The following is a 16,806-nucleotide window of genomic DNA, read 5'->3' as shown; positions in this document are numbered from 1 at the left end:
GGATTCCCTCGCCAGCCGCCGAGCATGACAAGCCAGCCCAGCACCCTGATCACCTGCACCCCAGGGGTACGCAGCGGCAAGCCATGCGTAGCCGGAACGCGCATCACGGTTTCGGATGTTCTGGAGTACCTCGCCAGTGGCATGAGCCCTGACGAACTTCTCGCTGATTTCCCCGATCTGCAAGCGAAACACATCCAGGCCGTTCTGCGCTACGCGGCAGATCGCGAGAAGCGCCTCAGCGCACTCACCGTGGCCTGAGCCCCGCAGCTTCCTGATCTGGTGATGGCAGGGCGGTTGCTTTTCGATGAAAATCTCAGCCCAAGGCTCGCGGCAGCACTATCCGATGCATTCCCTGGCAGCGCTCATGTCCGAGACTTAGGGCTGAAGGGGGCTTCCGATCAGAAGATCTGGGTACTCGCCGGTAAGACAGGATTCACAGTTGTCACCAAGGATGACGATTTCAAAGGCTTGAGCCTCCTTCATGGTTCGCCACCCAAGGTGGTCTGGCTCCTGGTCGGCAACACGAGCACGGCCAAGATCCTGCAGTGCCTTCTCAGGGATTGCTCCACCATCGAATCCTTCATTGCAGAACCGACCACCTCCCTGCTGATCCTGCGCAAGACATGAGCAACCGATGCATCAATCCCAACAGCTGAGCACCCAGCTGGAAGGCATGGAGCGGCTGCTGGATGCCGACACCGGAGCGATCCTGTTTCGCCACCCCACCCTCAGGGACATCCGCAACCCGGCGGGGCTGGCCAGGCTGCTGGCCGAGCCGTTCAAGGCCCAGCTCCCCGTGGCGGTGTAGGCAGCGATCAACATCCACTCAGGCTTGATGGCAAGGGTGATCCAACCTGTACAGGCTGTACAGATCGCGATTGGCCCCGATCAGCACTCCGCAGCAGCCCCCTTGCACTGGCACCAACGCATGAAGGCATGAACGATGGCTGTGGTGAAGCAGGTGGGCGCCAGTGGTCAGATCTCCCTGGGCAAGGAGTGGGCTGGCCGCACCATGCTCGTGGAATCACCTGAGCCTGGGGTGTGGCTGATCAAAACCGCCATCACCATTCCCGATGCGGAGCTCTGGCTCCACGAACCCAAGCAGCGGCAGCGCCTGGATCGCGCCCTGGCCCATGCGGCCGCAACCCCATCCCGCACCCCATGAGAAGCAAACCCGCCACCACCTGGTATCAACGCCAGCAGCGCCGCCGGTGCTCGCCCTTCTTTCGCTATCTCGACCGCTCCTTCCGCTTCCGGGTGCTGATCGCCGCGGCCTGCTCCTTCGCCCTGCTCTCGGCGGTGAACCGCTTCCAGAACTGCCACGACTCCCAGCTCGCGCAGGACTGCCTCACCAGCAACTATCTCGACATCATCGACATCGGCAACGTCGAGTCGTTCAGCATCGTGGCCGCCGCCTTCGTGTACATCTTCGAAGCCGGCAAGCGCAAGGAGCGGGAGCATCACGAGATGTTCGATCTGCTGCTCGCCCAGCGCGAGGGTGGCGCCACCAACAGCCTCGGCCGCATCCGCGCCATCGAGGATCTCTCCGCCGATGGGATCTGGCAGGACGGTTTCGATCTGCAGCGCGCCAACCTCGAGGGCCTGCGCATTCCCTTCAGCCGCTGGCGCGGCGCCAACTTCTCCGGCACGGTGCTGCGCCATGCCGACCTGCACGGCGTGGATCTGCAGGGGGCCGATTTCAGCGACGCCGACCTCACTGGCGCCGATCTCTCCGCGGCCGATCTCAGCGGCGCCCGCTTCGCCCGGGCCCGCCTCAGCCAGGCCGATCTGCGCGGCGCCCGCCTCGAGGGCGCCGACTTCCAGGAGGCCGACCTCAGCGGCACCCTCGCCGACAGGCCACTGCCGTTCAGCGGTGCAGCCGCCAGCGGCCCCACAATGGACGTCCGACGCGACGCGACCTGAATGGGTGTTCTGGCGGCTCTGGCGATCCTCGCCGGCCTGATCGTGGTGCATGAGGCCGGCCACTTCCTCGCCGCCACCTGGCAGGGCATCCGCGTCAGCGGCTTCTCGATCGGCTTCGGGCCGGTGCTGCTGCAGCGCCGCCGCCGCGGCGTGCAGTTCGCCCTGCGGGCCATTCCCCTGGGCGGCTTCGTGTCGTTCCCCGACGACGACGCCGGCACCGCTATCCCCAAGGACGACCCCGACCTGCTCACCAACCGCCCCCTGCCCCAGCGGGCCCTGGTGATCGCCGCCGGTGTGCTCGCCAACCTGCTGCTGGCCTGGCTGGTGCTGGTGGCCCAGAGCACCTTCGTGGGCATCCCCGCCGGCTTCAGCGCCACCCCCGGCGTGCTGGTGAGCGGCGTGCAGGCCGGCCAGCCCGCCGCCCTCGCCGGCCTCCAGGCCGGCGACCGCATCGTGAGCCTCGCCGGCACCCCCCTCGCCGGCGGCTCGCAGGCGGTGGCCGAGCTCGTGCAGCGCATCCAGGCCTCCCCCGGCCAGTCGCTGGAGCTGGTGGCCGAGCGCAGCGGCGCTCCGGTGCAGCTGCGGCTCACCCCCGCCGATCAGGGCGGCACCGGCCGCGTGGGCGCCCAGCTGCAGCCCTTCGGCAGCGAGGCCTACCGGCCCGCCCGCGGGCCCCTGGAGCCGATCCGCCAGGCCAACCACGACTTCACCACTCTGCTGGGCCGCACCGCCGGCGGCTTCCTCACCCTGCTCACCCACTTCGGCGAGACCGCCGGCCAGGTGAGCGGGCCGGTGAAGATCGTGGAGATGGGCGCCTCCCTGGCCCAGCAGGGCGGCGGCAGCCTGTTCCTGTTCACCGCCCTGATCTCGATCAACCTGGCGGTGCTCAACGCCCTGCCCCTGCCCCTGCTCGACGGCGGCCAGTTCGTGCTGCTGCTGCTCGAGGGCCTGCGCGGCCGGCCCCTGCCCGAGCGCTTCCAGATGGCCTTCATGCAGTCGGGCTTCGTGTTCCTGGTGGGCCTCAGCCTGGTGCTGATCGTCAAGGACACCTCCCAGCTGCCCGCAGTGCAGCAGCTCCTGGCCCGCTGAGATGCCGCGCTTCCCCAGCGCCCGCAGCCGCGCCCCGCAGATCCTCGAGCGGCTGGGCGCGCTCTACCCCCACGCCACCTGCTCGCTCGACTGGCGCACCCCCTACGAGCTGCTGATCGCCACCATGCTCTCGGCCCAGTGCACCGACGAGCGGGTGAACCGGATCACGCCGGCCCTGTTCGCGCGCTTCCCTGATGCAGCCGCCGCCGCCGCCGCCGAGCCCGGCGAGGTGGAGCCCTACGTGAAATCCGCCGGCTTCTTCCGCAACAAGGCGAAGAACATCGTGGGCGCCTCGCGGCTGCTGATCGATCGCCACGGCGGTGTGGTGCCGCAGACGATGGAGGAGCTGCTGGAGCTGCCCGGCGTGGCCCGCAAGACCGCCTCGGTGGTGCTGGCCTGGGCCTACGGCATCAACGCCGGCGTCACCGTGGACACCCACGTGAGCCGCCTGGCCCAGCGCCTGCGCCTGTCGCGCCACAGCGAACCGGGCCGGATCGAGCCCGATCTGATGAAGCTGGTGCCCCGGCCCGAGTGGCAGAACCTCTCGATCCGCCTGATCTTCCACGGCCGCGCCGTGTGCACCGCCCGCAAACCGCAGTGCCCCGCCTGCCCCATCGCTCACCTCTGCCCCAGCCACCCCTAGCGGTATGGTGGATGGCTCCGCACACCCAGGTTCCGCAGCCCGCATGGCGAAGAAGTCGATGATCGCGCGCGACGAGAAGCGCAAGAAGCTCGTGCAGCGCTTCGCCGCCAAGCGCGCCGCCCTCCAGGCCGCCTTCGCCGCGGCCGCCGATCCCATGGAGCGGCTGGAGATCCACCGCAAGATCCAGAACCTGCCCCGCAACAGCGCCCCCAGCCGCATCCGCAACCGCTGCTGGGCCACCGGCAAGCCCCGCGGCGTGTACCGCGACTTCGGCCTCTGCCGCAACCAGCTGCGCGAGCGGGCCCACAAGGGCGAGCTGCCAGGGGTTGTCAAGTCGTCCTGGTGACCCCGGGTGCGAGAATCTCTCGCGACAAAGAGAGATAACGCCCAGTGCAAGGACAGACTCAGTCGATCTCCTTCGATGGTCGGGAGATCCGGCTGACCACAGGCCGCTTCGCGCCCCAGGCCGGCGGTTCGGTGATGATCGAATGCGGGGACACGGCTGTGCTGGTCACGGCCACCCGCTCCGGCGGCCGTGAAGGCATCGACTTCCTGCCCCTGATCTGCGACTACGAGGAGCGGCTGTACGCCGCCGGTCGCATCCCCGGCAGCTTCATCCGCCGCGAATCCCGCCCCCCCGAGCGCGCCACCCTCACCGCCCGGCTGATCGACCGCCCCATGCGGCCCCTGTTCCCGGGCTGGATGCGCGACGACCTGCAGATCGTGGCCACCTGCCTGTCGCTCGATGAGCGGGTGCCGCCCGATGTGCTCGCCGTCACCGGCGCCTCCCTGGCCACCCTGCTGGCCAGGATCCCCTTCCACGGGCCCATGGCCGCCGTGCGCGTGGGGCTGCTGGGCGACGACTTCATCCTCAACCCCAGCTTCCGTGAGATCGAGCGCTCCGAGCTCGATCTGGTGGTGGCCGGCACGCCCGAGGGCGTGATCATGGTGGAGGCGGGCGCCAACCAGCTGCCCGAGCAGGACGTGATCGAGGCCATCGACTTCGGCTACGAGGCGGTGTGCGAGCTGATCAAGGCCCAGCAGGCCCTGCTCAAGGACCTGGGCATCGAGCAGGTGATCCCCGAGCCCCAGCCCGTGGACACCACCCTGCCCGCCTACCTGGAGCAGGAGTGCTCCGCCGCCATCGGTGAGGTGCTCAAGCACTTCGAGCTCAGCAAGGAGGAGCGCGACAGCCGCCTCGATGCCATCAAGGCCGAGGTGGCCGGTAAGATCGCCGGCCTGGCCGAGGACGAGCCGGTGCGTGTGGCCGCCGCCGGCAAGGCCCTGGGCAATTCCTTCAAGGCCCTCACCAAGCAGCTGATGCGCGGTCAGATCCTCAACGAGGGCAAGCGCGTGGACGGCCGCGCCCTCGACGAGGTGCGCCCGATCAGCGCCGCCGCCGGCGTGCTGCCGAAGCGCGTGCACGGCTCGGCCCTGTTCCAGCGCGGCCTCACCCAGGTGCTCTCCTGCGCCACCCTCGGCACCCCCTCCGACGCCCAGGAACTGGACGACCTCAACCCGTCCACCGAGAAGACCTACCTGCACCACTACAACTTCCCGCCCTACTCCACCGGCGAGACCAAGCCGATGCGCAGCCCTGGCCGGCGCGAGATCGGCCACGGCGCCCTCGCCGAGCGCGCCCTGGTGCCGGTGCTGCCGCCCAAGGAATCCTTCCCCTACGTGCTGCGCGTGGTGTCGGAGTGCCTCAGCTCCAACGGCTCCACCTCCATGGGCTCGGTGTGCGGCAGCACCCTGGCGCTGATGGATGCCGGCGTGCCCCTCAAGGCGCCCGTGAGCGGGGCCGCCATGGGCCTGATCAAGGAGGGCGACGAGGTGCGCATCCTCACCGACATCCAGGGCATCGAGGACTTCCTCGGTGACATGGACTTCAAGGTGGCCGGCACCGACAAGGGCATCACCGCCCTTCAGATGGACATGAAAATCACCGGCCTGGCCGTGAAGACCGTGGCCGAGGCGGTGAACCAGGCCCGTCCCGCCCGCCTGCACATCCTCGAGAAGATGCTGGCGGCGATCGACAAGCCCCGCGACACCCTCAGCCCCCACGCCCCGCGCCTGCTCAGCTTCCGCATCGATCCGGAGCTGATCGGCACCGTGATCGGCCCCGGCGGCCGCACGATCAAGGGCATCACCGAGCGCACCAACACCAAGATCGACATCGAGGACGGCGGCGTGGTGACCATCGCCAGCCACGACGGTGCCGCGGCCGAGGAGGCCCAGCGGATCATCGAGGGCCTCACCCGCCGGGTTTCGGAGGGCGAGGTGTTCACCGGCGGCGTCACCCGCGTGATCCCCATCGGCGCCTTCGTGGAGATCCTCCCCGGCAAGGAGGGCATGATCCACATCTCCCAGCTGAGCGAGGAGCGGGTGGAGAAGGTGGAGGACGTGGTCAACGTGGGCGACCAGGTGACCGTGCGCGTGCGCGAGATCGACAACCGCGGCCGCATCAACCTCACCCTCCGCGGCGTCCCCCAGCCCGACGCGCCGCTGCCGGTCTAGAAGAACAGCAGGCACTCGGCCCCGCGTTGCTGCACCAGCGGCGAGGGGCCGATCTGCACCCCCTCCGGCAGCACGAACGACACCACCACCAGCAGCACCCCCAGCAGGGTGAGGAAGCGGTAGGTCACCGCCGGAAACGCCAGCCGCTTCAGCCACCCCGGCTGGAGCGGCTGGCTCGTTTGTGGCGGAGGCTCCGGCACGCCGGCCAGCAGCCCCGGCAGCACCACCAGCAGCACCGCCAGCGCGAAGGGCCGCAGCCAGATGTCGTCCACTAGCTGATACACGAACAAGGCCGCCAGCAGCGGTGCCGCCCGGGACAGGCGGGCCAGCTGGCTCCAGCGCCGCGGCACGAAGGCGCCCGCCAGCAGCAGGGCGCAGCCCGTGCCCAAAAGGCCCGTCCAGTGCAGCAGCCCCACCCAGAGATTGTGGGGGGTGCACAGCGTGCGCTCCGGCGGCAGGGCCTGGATGCCGCCGCCCCACAGCGGCGACCCGAGCGCCGCCCGCAGGTGCTGCCGCCACACACCCAGGCGCATGCCCTCGCGCTCCAGACCTTCGCTGAGCTCGCTCACGTTGCGCTCCACCAGCCCGCCCACGAAGAAGCGGCTGCCGTCCAGCAGCCAGTCGCCGAACCCGGCCACCAGGACGGCGGCCAGCATCGCCACCGTGGCGCTCCACCACAGGCGGCGCTGCGCTCCGTCACCGCGCCAGCCCAGCAGGGCCATCAGCGCCGTGGCCGCCGCCGCCGCCAGGAAGGCGCCATCGCCGTTGCTGAACAGGATCTGGGCCATTCCCAGCAGCGGAATCGCAGCACACACCGGCCACCAGAACCAGCGCAGCCGCCGGATCTCGCCCTGCTGCAGCTGCTGCAGGAGCGGCACGAAGCTCCAGATCAGCAGCACCGGCAGCTGATTGGCCCAGCGCACATTCAGATGCAGGTAGGGCACATGGTCGAGGGAGCTCTGTGGCGTGAGCCAGTAGGTGTAGGCGTAGGGGGTCTGGCCCTGGATGGTCACAGCCAGCCAGATGCCCACGTCGATCCCCAGCACCGCCAGGGCGAACAGCGCCAGCACGCGCAGCGTGTCGGGCCCGTGCCGCTGCCAGGCCGGCCGCAGCAGCGGCAGAAGGCCGAACTGCAGCAGCGCCAGCCCCAGGAAGGCCAGTGAGATCCATGGGATCGGCCCCAGGAAGCCCCCCACCAGAGCCGTGAGGGCAAAACCCACCAGTCCCAGTCCATACCAGCCGCTGATCACCGGCTCACGGAAGAAGGCCGGCGGCTGGGGCCGGAAACACCACGCCAGCAGCCCCAGCGCCGGCAGCAGCTGCACCAGCCGGCTGTAGTGGAACTTCAGCACCTGATCGCCCACCAGCAGGTTGAGCACCATCCCCAGCAGCACCGCCGCCAGATACCAGCGCAAGGGGTTGCCGAGGTTCCTGCGATCGATCACGGCCCACACCCGGCTGAGCGGACCCTACCCAGCCGGCATCCGGCTGCCCAGGGCCGCCACCGCGCTCACACCAAGAACCCCGGGTCGATCGTGGCCATCGCCGCCGCCGCCCGCGCGCACAGCTCGGCGTGGGCGGGGCCGTGGCTGGCGATCAGGCAGCCCGCCTGGCGCACGTCGCCGGTGTTGTAGGTGAGAGGCCGGCCGTCGGCGTGGGTGAAGGCGCCGCCGGCGGCCTCCAGCACCGCGTGGGGGGCGGCCATGTCCCAGTCCTTCGGTGCGCTCTTGCCCGAGAGCGACACATACAGATCCGTCTCGCCGCGCAGGATCGTGGCCACCTTGCCGCCCACGCTGCCGATCGCCTTGGTGTCGCCCAGCTCCAACGCCGCCACCAGCCGCTCCAGCCGGTCGTCGCGGTGGTTGCGGCTGGCCACCAGCACCAGCTCGCCCGGCTGCCGCCGGCTGCTGAAGCGCACCGGTGTGCGCTCGCCGGTGCGGTTCTCGCACCAGGCCTGCCCAGGCTCGCCGGCCAGGGCCTCGGTGATCCCCAGCCACAGCTGCTCCATCTCCGGCAGCAGCACCACCCCCAGCACCGGCACGCCGCGGTGGGCCAGGGCCAGGTGCACGGCGTACTCGCCGGTGCCCTGCAGGAAGTCCTTGGTGCCGTCGAGCGGATCGAGGATCCACAGCCACTCCGCCGCCAGCGGTTCACCGGCGGTGAGCTGCTCCCGGGCGGTCTCCTCGCTCAGCAGCGTCCAGTCAGCGCCGGGAAACGCCTGGCCCAGGCCATCGAGCAGCCAGCGGTTCACCGCCAGATCGGCCGCGCTCACCGGCCCCTCGCCACCCTCTTCCACGCTCAGGGCGCGCGGGAAGCCGTAGGGCGGCTGCTCGCCACGGCCGTAGGCGCGCAGGATGTCGGCGGCGCCCCAGCTCAGCCGACGCAGCTCCGCCAGCAGCGCGTCAAGGCTGATGCCGGAGGGCAGGGCCAGGGCGGCGGGCGACGACGCTGAGGAAGGGGTGGCCATCGGCAGCAGACTGGGCCCTGCATTGTGCAGGAGCCCCGCTCGACGTGCCCGACCGATCCGATGGAGCCCCGCCATCGGCGGCCGGAAGCGAACCCGCACCAGGGGTGCTCTATCTGGTGGGCACACCGATCGGCAACCTGGGCGACCTCAGCCCCCGCGCCCGTCGTGTGCTCGCGGGCGTCGACCGGCTCGCCTGCGAGGACACCCGCCGCAGCGGTCTGCTGCTGCACCAGCTCGGCCTGCGCGACCGGGAGCAGGGCCGCGGCCCGCGGCTGCTGAGCTTCCACCAGCACAACCAGGCCAGCCGCATCCCCGAACTGCTCGATGCCCTGCGGGGCGGTGAAGCGGTGGCGATGATCAGCGACGCCGGCCTGCCGGGCATCTCCGATCCCGGCGAGGCGCTGGTGGCCGCCGCCCGCGAGGCCGGTCTGCCGGTGATCTGCGTGCCCGGCCCCAGCGCCGTCACCACCGCCCTGGTGAGCAGCGGCCTGCCCAGCGGCCGCTTCTGCTTCGAGGGGTTCCTGCCCGCCAAGGCCGGCCAGCGGCGGGCCCGGCTGCGGGAGCTGGCGGCGGAGGAGCGCACGCTGGTGCTGTTCGAGGCGCCGCACCGGCTGCTGGAACTGCTCGAGGATCTGCTGGCGCTGCTGGGCGACCGGCCCCTGCGGGTGGCGCGGGAACTCACCAAGCGCCACGAGCAGCAGGTTGGCCCCACGGTGCGCGCCGCGCTGGAGCACTTCCGCCGCACGCCGCCCCAGGGGGAGTGCACCCTGGTGCTGGGCGGCGCCCCGCCGGCCCCGCCGCCGGCCTGGGACGAGGCGGCCCTGCGCGCCGAGCTGGGCCAGCTGATGGCCGGCGGGCTCAGCGGCCGCGACGCCGCCCGCCAGCTGGCGGAGCGCAGCGGCCACAGCCGCCGGGAGCTCTACGGCCTGCTGCACGACGGCCGGGAGCAGGCGGCTGAACCCTGAGGCGGCAGACTCGACCTGCTTCCGCACTCCCCGTCCGGGCCATGCTGCTTCGCCTTCGACTGCTGCTGGCCAGCCTGGGCGGTGGGCTGCTGCTGCTGCTGATCCTCTGCCTCGGCGCCCAGAACCTGGAGGAGCGGCCCCGTCTCTGGCTCGGGGCCGGCAGCACCGCGCCGTTGCCCTCGGGCTTCCTGGTGGGGGTGGCGCTGGTGGTGGGGGTGGTGAGCGGCGGCTGCAGCGTGGCCCTGCTGGCGGGCCGCCCGGATCAGCTGCCAGGCAGGGAGTAGACGCCGCCCTCGATCACCACCCGGCTGATGCCCTGGGCCAGCAGGTAGGGAGCGGTGCGCTCCAGCAGGCTCACATCGGGCAGCTTGATCACCCGCTGGCTGCGGCCGCAGTGGCGCTTGGCCTGGCGCGGATTCACGAACAGCATCAGCGCCCGGCGCTCGGCCTCCTGCTCCGGCAGCGGGCCCAGCTCCGGGCATTCGCTGAGGGCCAGCGGCTGCAGCTCCACGGTGCGGTCCACCAGCAGGTAGGCCGAGGCCGGCAGACGCGCCTCGCTGAACGCACGGCACTGCACCAGCTCCTCCACCGCCGCGCCCAGATGCACCGGCACGGTCACGAACGTGTCGTCGCCCTCCTCGCCGTCGTCGCCCTCGTCGTCCAGCACCGCATCACCGTCGTCCTCACCGTCCACGCCGAAGTCGTCGGCGTCGTCGATCGCCAGCACGCCAGGCCCGTCCTCGTCGTCGTCCTCGTCGTCGTCCTCCTCCTCCTCGAGGTCGTCCGTTGCGTCGGCGACCACGGCATCAGGGGTAACGGTGTCGGGAGCTAGGGGGACGGATGCAACGGTGTCAGGGGAGTCGCTGACTGCGGCGGGGGCGGGGGCGGCGGCGGCGGGCTCCTCGGCAGCGGGGCCCGGCCGCAGACCCCGGCTGCGCTGCCGCTTGAGCTGCTCGTACTCGAGCGGATCGAGGGCCGCCTTCACCAGCCGGGTCACCGTGTTGGCGCTGCAGTCGTAGGCCGCCGCCAGCTCAGTGCTGCTCTGGCCCTCGCGGTACCGCGCCACAACCTCCTGTTTCTGGGCTTCGCTGAGCCGGGTGACCGCCATCGGCGTTGCGTTCGCGCAGCCTGGCACTCTAGGGGTGCCGCCCCGTCTGGCCCGTGGCCGGCGACCGGGCCCTTGCCACAATGGCCCGCTGAAGCTCCCTTAGCTCAGCTGGATAGAGCAGCCGCCTTCTAAGCGGCCGGTCGTTGGTTCGAGTCCAACAGGGGGCGTTGCTGGATGGGCCTGCTGGGAGGACGGATTCCGGTGGGCGCACTCCGGCGGGGGTATTCCGCCGTGGCTCGCCCTCGCCGGTATGGCTAGAGAGAGGTTGAAGGGATCAGGAAATCACCATGACCCAGATGTTCTCCAGCCGCGGCCCCACCCACCAGCCCCGCCATGACGGTGTGAACACGGCCGCCCACCGCGGCGACCCCTACCGCGACGCCGCCAAGCTGTCCGGGCCTGCCGTTTGCCCGGACTGTCAGGCCTCGTACCACCAGGGGCGCTGGACCTGGGACCCCGCCGGCGCCGGGGCCACGCCTCACCGCTGTCCGGCCTGCGAGCGCAGCCGCGACGGCCTGCCCGCCGGCGTGCTCACCCTCAGCGGCGTCTTCCTCGCCGGTCACTGCGAGGAGATCATGCGCCTGGTGAACAACACCGAGGCCCGCATCCGCGCCGAGCGCCCCCTGGAGCGCCTGATCGCCATCGACACCGGAGGATCCGGCGCCGGCGGAGCGGCCGACATGGCCGGCGGGCCGCTGGAGCTGAGCTTCACGGGCACCCACATCACCCGTGCCGTCGGCAAGGCCATCGAGGCCGCCTACGGCGGCAGCCTCGAGGCGCCCTACAGCGACGAGGGCACGGTGCTGCGCAGCCGCTGGCATCGCGACTGAATCGCGCCGTGCCCCGCCCCGCCCTCAGGGAGCCTGAAGCCGCTCGCTCACATCCGTCAGCGCGATCTGGGCGTTGCCCCAGTCCGCCCGGGTGAGCAGGTTGAGGGCTCCCTCGGCGGGGCGGGCCCGTTCACCGGCGGCGAAGGCACCGTCGGTCCAGGCCAGCATCAGGCTGCCGAGCACGCCCCCCTGGGGGCCGTCGCCGGGGCGCAGGTTGAAGTGGTCTCCGCCGCGGGCGAGCACCAGCCGGTGCCCGTGCCGCGTGGCGCCCAGCGATGCCGGCTGCACGGCCTCGGGATCAGGGGGCACCACCCAGTCCCGCGTGCCGCTCACCAGCAGCACGCGGGAGTGGAGCTGGCTGCCTGAACCGCGCGGGAAGAGCAGGGCCAGGGGCGGGCTCACCGCCACCGCGGCGATCACCCGGCGGTCGGAGATGCCGGCCAGGTCGGCCGCCTGCAGCCAGCTGCACTGCAGGGTCCAGCTGAGGTTGCGCTCCGGATCCTCCAGGTTGGCGCAGCGCTGGCGCAGCTCGATGTCACTGGGGGCCAGACCGGCCAGCTGCAGCGTGGTGGTGGCGCCCCAGGAGTGGCCGATCACCACCACCTGCCGCGTGTCCAGGCCACTCACCTGCAGCCGGCCGTCGGCGGCGGCGTCGATCACGGCGGAGAGATCCTTGGGCCGCAGCACCAGTTCCTCCGGTGACGGCGGCGGCAGCTTGCCGCTCAGCACCTGCTGCTGCTGTTCCTGGTCGCTGCCGGGATGGCGGGGCAGGGCCACCGTGTAGCCCGCCGCCGCCAGACGCCGCCCCCAGCCCTCGAAGGAGGCCGGCCTGTCCCACAACCCATGGGACACCAGCACCAGGCGGCCGTTGCCACCCTGGGAGGGCCGCAGCAGCAGCACGTCGAGCGGCTGCGGACGATGCGGCACGGTGAGACTGATCTCCTGCCGGATCGGTGCCGGCCCGGCCGACTGGTCGGCCGCGGGGGCCACCGGCGCCGGGGCCACGGCGGCGATCAGCTCCTCGCTGCGCCGGCGCTGGGCGAGCATCCGCTGGCTCACCTCCCGCAGCCGGCCGAGATCCAGCCGCACGCGGTCGCCGGGGATCGCCTTGATCAGCGACAGCAGGGTGGGTTCCCCGCCAGCCGACGCCTTCTCCAGGGCCTGCCGCAGCACCTCGCCGCTGAGATCCGGCGGACGCCCCTCCACCGTGCCGAGGCTGGAGAGCACCAGCATCGCCTGTTCGAACAACGGCGATCCCACCGAGCCCTCGGCGATTCGGGTCACCGCCACCGGAACGGGCTGGCTGAACACCTCCACGAGCCTGGGGCCAAGGATGCCGCCGCTGGCACGGTCCAGCTCGGCCAGGTCGCTGGTGCCCCGCCGGAGCAGGGCCGGATCTTCGAGTTCGGCCACCCGCAGGGTGACATCCAGCTCCAGCACCGGAAACTCGATCACCACCTCCTCGATGGCCCGGGCCGGTGGGGCCGTCAGCAGGCCTCCGCCCAGCAGCGCTGCCACCAGCAGCCTGCGGAGGGACGACTGGCGGTGAGGCGGAACTGATCTCGACAGGCGCATGCCGGTGTGGCGTCCTGCGGAAACGCTAACGAGGAACGCGGATTCGGCCCGCCACCGTTTCAACCGGCAGCCTTTCAACCAACGGCCGTTTCAACCAGCAGCCGTCTCAGCCCGGGCGGCGATCACCGCGAAGAAGGGATCACCCTTGGCGCCGATCCAGCCCAGGGGCCCGGGGGCCGGGGTGGCCTCGGCGATCAGCTCGGGCCGGGGCCAGCCCTGGGCCATCAGCACCCGCGCCACCGTGGCCAGATGGTCACGGTCGTCGCCATCGGTCCAGATGCGCGGCGCCTTCTGGAAGAACATGCGGTTGGAGAAGGCCACGATCACCTGGCCCTGGGGCCGCACCACCCGCAGCAGCTCGGCAGCGATGGCCTCGGGGTACTGCAGGTACTGCCAGCCGGCCACGATCAGCGCCGCATCCACGCTGGCGTCGGCCAGGGGCAGGCGCTGGTCGGCGTTGAGGTTCTGCAGCCAGTGGCGATCGAGGCGCGGATTGGCCGCCAGCTCCTGGGCGTTGAGGCCGTGGCCGATCACCTCCCGGTAGCGCACCTCCTCGGGCAGGTGGCTCACCCAGCTGCTCATCAGATCCAGCACCACCGCGCCGGGCGGGATGCGCTCGCGGTAGAGCGCCGTGAGCCGCGCCCGGAAGGCGGCATCGAGGTGCTGCACGAAGCGGGGATCGGCGTAGAAGTGCGCGTCGTCGCCGCCGTCGAGCTTGGCGCGCTCGGCCGGGCCGAGCACCTCCATCAGCGGCTGCACCGTCTGGGGCATCAGGCCACCACCTCGCGTGGGGCCATCCTGGGGCGCACCAGCAGGCCATCGCGGGGGCTGGGGCTGGGGATCACCTGCAGCTCCAGGTTCTGACCGCTCACCAGCTCCAGCTCCAGCCGCTGCAGCAGCCCCACCGCCAGCAGCCGGATCTCCAGCTCCGCCAGGGCCCTGCCCAGGCACACCCGCTCACCGCCGCCGAAGGGCAGCAGCGCCACCGGGCAACCGCCATCGAGGTGGCGCTGGGGCCGGAAGGTCTCGATGTCGGCCTCCCCGGGGGCATGGCGGTTGTGGGCGGCCAGGGCCACCTGCACAACCCGGCCGGCCGGCACCAGCACCCCGTCGAGCACCAGCGGCGCGGTGACGCGGCGAAAGAAGCCCCCCACCGGCGGCGTCAGCCGCATCACCTCCTGCACCAGCGCATCGAGCCACGGCGCCCGGGTGGGGTCATAGGCCGTGGTGGCCTGCTCTGCCGCCGGCGGCCAGGGCAGCCCCGCCAGCTCCTGGCGCAGCCACCCCTCCACCTCCGGATGCTGCAGCAGGGCCAGCATCAGGCAGCTGAGCGAGGAGGCGGTGGTCTCGTAGCCGGCGAACAGCAGCAACAGCAGCTGCTCCACCACGTCGTCGTCGGCCAGGGGCAGGCCGGCCTCATCCAGGCCTCCCGCGAGCAGATCCAGCCCGCCGGCGGCCAGGGGGTCCCCCGCCACCGCCTGGGCCCGCCGCAGCACCGCCCCGAGGCGCTCCAGCAGCCGACCGCGGGCCGCCAGGGCCCGGGCGAAGGGACTGCCCGGGATCGCCAGGGGAAAGGAGAAGAGGCCCTGGGTCCAGATCTCGAAATCAGCGAACAGGGCCTCGCGGTCGTCCCCCTCCAGGCCGAGCACCACCGTGGCGATCACCGTGAAGGCGAAGCGCCGCAGGCGATCGGCCAGGGGCACCGGCTCTGCGGAGGCCGCCAGCTCGGCCGCCAGCTCCTCCACCAGGGCCACGATCGCCGGGCTGTAGCGCCGCAGGGCGGCGGCGGCGAACAGCTGGCCCACCACCCGCCGCCGCGCCCGGTGGTCGGCGCCGTTGCGGTTGGCCAGCGAGCGGCTGCCCAGCAGGGTGCGCACGCTGGCGGGCCACCAGCCCTCGAGGCTCTCGGGATGGGCGAACAGATCCTCGATCGCCCGCCGGCCGCGGATGAACACCAGGGGCTGGCCCAGCAGCCTGGTTTCGAACACATCGCCGTGGCGCGCGAACCGCCGTCGCGCGAAGCCCGGATCGCGGAAGAAGGCCAGCGTCTCCAGCACGCCGCTGGCGGCGCCGGTGGAGGGCAGGGGGCGGGGGGCGGCGGCCGTCATGGCAGGCACGGCCCTCCCGGGCCAGCACTCAGCGGGCCAGCCTGGCGGAGCGCCGCTCCAGCCGTGACCGGTGACGCCCGCCGACGTGCCCCCGGTCACCTGCTCAGGTTCCTTTGCACCGCAAGGGATCGAGGGGGCCGAATCGGCAGCTCGTGGACTGCACAATCGGGCCCATCACCGCAGGTCGAGCCCACCTGGAGTCGCCGCGTTCCATCACCCTCTGCGCCCATCAGTCACTGCTGCTGGCCCAGGTCGCCCGGGACGCCGAATGTCTGCGGCTGACGGTGCATGGGGGCATCGGCCGGATCGCCGCCTCCTTCAGCCAGCCGGGCTGCCGCAACTGGAACGATGTGACTCTGGCCTTCGCCGCCCGCGAGGAACGTCCCTGGCTGCGGCTGCCGGCGAGCACCAGCTGTCTGCTGGAGGCCCTCACGCCCCTGCGCTGCGACATGCAGCCGCTGCCGCAGTGCCCGGCGAGCCACGACCTGATCAGCGACTGGCTGCTGGAACTGCATCTGGTGCGCCATCCGGTGGGAGCCGATCTGCGCCTGCGCGCCCTGCTGCAGTTGCTGGTGCAGCGCTTCGGGCGCCGCAGCGGCGCCGGCTACCACCTGCCCCTCGCCCTCGGCCATGCCCGCCTGGCCGAACTGATCGGCAGCACCCGCTCCACCGTGACCCGCCAGATCAGCGAACTGCGCCGGCAGAACCTGCTGCGGCCCGGGGCCGGCGGCGGCGCCCTGCTGCTGGCCCCGGAGCTGGTGGAGGGCCCCTGAGCCCCGAACGGCGGCCCCGGCCTGGCAACCTTGACCCTGCCGGGAACACGGTGGGAGGATCCCCGCGGCCCCGCGCTTGCCGGATTTGACAACGATTCTCACCCCTGAAGGCTGGTCAGGCGCCACCAGCGGCCGCTGGAGCCGGCGGGCCAACCGGGTGGTCGACGAGCGCCGCGGGGTGAGCACCGAGGGCCGCGATCTCATCAACGCTCGCGGCGGCGACGACGTGATCATCGGTCGCACCGGCAACGGCGACCCCGGCTACTTCAGCCAGGGCGGCAGGCTGCAGATGGGCGGAGGCAACGACCTGCTGATCGGCAGCAGCGCCGACGGGGTGGGCATCGTCAACCGAGGCTTCATCTTCATGGGGTCGGGAGACGACCGCATCGAAGCCTCTGGCGGAAAGCTGGGGATCCGCAATCGCCGCTTCATCTTCATGCAGGACGGCGACGATGTGATGGATGTGAGCGAAGGCGGCATCCGTGGCGGCGGCTTCGTCGACATGGGCGAGGGCAACAACACCTTCATCGGCTTCGGCGATCACCGGATCATCGCCAGCAGCGACGGCGAAGACACACTGCTGCTGCCCAGCGGCCGCTATGACGTGAGCCGCCGTGGCGGCGGCCGCAACGGCAGGGAAGTGCGGATCGAGCAGGGAGACGACAGGCTGCGCGTGTTCGAGTTCGATGTGGTGGGGGCGATCAACAGCCGGAGGGATGAACGCATCGACCTCAACTTCAATGGCACCCTGGTGGTGCGCAACAACGGCACGGTCGAGATCATCTGAACCCGGCGGGATCCCCAGGGG

Annotated in this window: 20 protein-coding genes and 1 tRNA gene; 15 read left to right on the top strand and 6 right to left on the bottom strand. The window is 71.4% G+C overall.

The annotated features are described in order from the left end of the window. Positions 1-24 precede the first annotated feature (24 nt). From KBY90_RS00405 to KBY90_RS00365, 9 genes are all read left to right on the top strand, one after another. On the top strand, positions 25-258 hold the full coding sequence (locus KBY90_RS00405; RefSeq protein ID WP_254966418.1) for a DUF433 domain-containing protein: 234 nt from the start codon (positions 25-27) through the stop codon (positions 256-258). A 24-nt stretch (positions 259-282) separates the two neighbouring features. Next, positions 283-627, top strand: coding sequence for a DUF5615 family PIN-like protein (locus KBY90_RS00400; protein ID WP_254966417.1), 345 nt, complete (start codon positions 283-285; stop codon positions 625-627). A gap of 7 nt (positions 628-634) precedes the next feature. Next, positions 635-808, top strand: coding sequence for a hypothetical protein (locus KBY90_RS00395; RefSeq protein ID WP_254966416.1), 174 nt, complete (start codon positions 635-637; stop codon positions 806-808). A gap of 135 nt (positions 809-943) precedes the next feature. Beyond that, a complete protein-coding gene (locus KBY90_RS00390; protein WP_254966415.1) occupies positions 944-1,165 on the top strand; it encodes a hypothetical protein in 222 nt (73 codons plus the stop codon). Next, a complete protein-coding gene (locus KBY90_RS00385; protein WP_254966414.1) occupies positions 1,162-1,923 on the top strand; it encodes a pentapeptide repeat-containing protein in 762 nt (253 codons plus the stop codon). The genes KBY90_RS00390 and KBY90_RS00385 overlap by 4 nt, the downstream gene beginning before the upstream one ends. Then, on the top strand, positions 1,924-3,012 hold the full coding sequence (gene rseP / locus KBY90_RS00380; RefSeq protein ID WP_254966413.1) for an RIP metalloprotease RseP: 1,089 nt from the start codon (positions 1,924-1,926) through the stop codon (positions 3,010-3,012). It abuts the gene before it with no gap. A gap of 1 nt (position 3,013) precedes the next feature. After that, the gene (gene nth / locus KBY90_RS00375) at positions 3,014-3,655 is read left to right on the top strand and encodes an endonuclease III (RefSeq protein WP_254966412.1); all 642 of its coding nucleotides are present in this window, start codon (positions 3,014-3,016) and stop codon (positions 3,653-3,655) included. Positions 3,656-3,698: 43 nt separating this feature from the next. Then, positions 3,699-4,001 carry a 30S ribosomal protein S14 gene (gene rpsN / locus KBY90_RS00370; protein WP_254966411.1) on the top strand — a complete coding sequence of 101 codons (303 nt, stop codon included), beginning with the start codon at positions 3,699-3,701 and terminating at the stop codon, positions 3,999-4,001. Positions 4,002-4,045: 44 nt separating this feature from the next. Then, a complete protein-coding gene (locus KBY90_RS00365; RefSeq protein WP_254966410.1) occupies positions 4,046-6,172 on the top strand; it encodes a polyribonucleotide nucleotidyltransferase in 2,127 nt (708 codons plus the stop codon). Here the strand turns inward: KBY90_RS00365 and KBY90_RS00360 are convergent. Both KBY90_RS00360 and KBY90_RS00355 read right to left on the bottom strand, forming a co-directional pair. Next, entirely contained in the window at positions 6,169-7,617 is a 1,449-nt protein-coding gene (locus KBY90_RS00360) for a hypothetical protein (protein ID WP_254966408.1), read from the bottom strand. The two genes, KBY90_RS00365 and KBY90_RS00360, sit on opposite strands and share 4 nt — an antisense overlap. A gap of 65 nt (positions 7,618-7,682) precedes the next feature. After that, a complete protein-coding gene (locus KBY90_RS00355) occupies positions 7,683-8,639 on the bottom strand; it encodes a 3'(2'),5'-bisphosphate nucleotidase CysQ (RefSeq protein ID WP_254966405.1) in 957 nt (318 codons plus the stop codon). Between the two features lie 44 nt (positions 8,640-8,683). On the opposite strand from KBY90_RS00355, the gene rsmI reads away from it, so the two are divergent. Both rsmI and KBY90_RS00345 read left to right on the top strand, forming a co-directional pair. Next, the gene (rsmI, locus tag KBY90_RS00350) at positions 8,684-9,604 is read left to right on the top strand and encodes a 16S rRNA (cytidine(1402)-2'-O)-methyltransferase (RefSeq protein ID WP_254966404.1); all 921 of its coding nucleotides are present in this window, start codon (positions 8,684-8,686) and stop codon (positions 9,602-9,604) included. Between the two features lie 41 nt (positions 9,605-9,645). Continuing rightward, positions 9,646-9,888 carry a hypothetical protein gene (locus tag KBY90_RS00345; RefSeq protein ID WP_254966403.1) on the top strand — a complete coding sequence of 81 codons (243 nt, stop codon included), beginning with the start codon at positions 9,646-9,648 and terminating at the stop codon, positions 9,886-9,888. Here KBY90_RS00345 and KBY90_RS00340 read toward each other — a convergent pair. Next, positions 9,867-10,712 carry a helix-turn-helix domain-containing protein gene (locus tag KBY90_RS00340; RefSeq protein ID WP_254966402.1) on the bottom strand — a complete coding sequence of 282 codons (846 nt, stop codon included), beginning with the start codon at positions 10,710-10,712 and terminating at the stop codon, positions 9,867-9,869. The two genes, KBY90_RS00345 and KBY90_RS00340, sit on opposite strands and share 22 nt — an antisense overlap. 93 nt (positions 10,713-10,805) lie before the next feature. Here KBY90_RS00340 and KBY90_RS00335 point away from each other — a divergent pair. Continuing rightward, a tRNA-Arg gene (locus KBY90_RS00335) sits at positions 10,806-10,879 on the top strand. Positions 10,880-10,999: 120 nt separating this feature from the next. After that, the gene (locus tag KBY90_RS00330) at positions 11,000-11,542 is read left to right on the top strand and encodes a BCAM0308 family protein (RefSeq protein ID WP_254966401.1); all 543 of its coding nucleotides are present in this window, start codon (positions 11,000-11,002) and stop codon (positions 11,540-11,542) included. Between the two features lie 24 nt (positions 11,543-11,566). On the opposite strand, the gene KBY90_RS00325 is transcribed toward KBY90_RS00330, so the two are convergent. The 3 genes from KBY90_RS00325 to KBY90_RS00315 form a co-directional block, all read right to left on the bottom strand. Further along, on the bottom strand, positions 11,567-13,060 hold the full coding sequence (locus KBY90_RS00325) for an alpha/beta fold hydrolase (protein WP_254966400.1): 1,494 nt from the start codon (positions 13,058-13,060) through the stop codon (positions 11,567-11,569). Positions 13,061-13,207: 147 nt separating this feature from the next. Continuing rightward, on the bottom strand, positions 13,208-13,888 hold the full coding sequence (locus KBY90_RS00320) for a class I SAM-dependent methyltransferase (protein ID WP_254966399.1): 681 nt from the start codon (positions 13,886-13,888) through the stop codon (positions 13,208-13,210). Continuing rightward, positions 13,888-15,225 (bottom strand): cytochrome P450, encoded by a 1,338-nt coding sequence (locus tag KBY90_RS00315; protein WP_254966398.1) that lies wholly within the window; start codon positions 15,223-15,225, stop codon positions 13,888-13,890. The genes KBY90_RS00320 and KBY90_RS00315 overlap by 1 nt, the downstream gene beginning before the upstream one ends. 152 nt (positions 15,226-15,377) lie before the next feature. Here KBY90_RS00315 and KBY90_RS15045 point away from each other — a divergent pair, with 152 nt between their 5' ends. Together KBY90_RS15045 and KBY90_RS00305 are read left to right on the top strand one after the other, a co-directional pair. After that, entirely contained in the window at positions 15,378-15,998 is a 621-nt protein-coding gene (locus tag KBY90_RS15045; RefSeq protein WP_254966396.1) for a helix-turn-helix domain-containing protein, read from the top strand. An 85-nt stretch (positions 15,999-16,083) separates the two neighbouring features. Further along, positions 16,084-16,785 (top strand): hypothetical protein, encoded by a 702-nt coding sequence (locus KBY90_RS00305; protein ID WP_254966395.1) that lies wholly within the window; start codon positions 16,084-16,086, stop codon positions 16,783-16,785. Positions 16,786-16,806 lie beyond the last annotated feature (21 nt).

It is taken from the genome of Cyanobium sp. CH-040 (assembly GCF_024346135.1).
Lineage (GTDB): Bacteria > Cyanobacteriota > Cyanobacteriia > PCC-6307 > Cyanobiaceae > NIES-981.
This window is presented reverse-complemented; position numbering and strand designations above follow the sequence as displayed.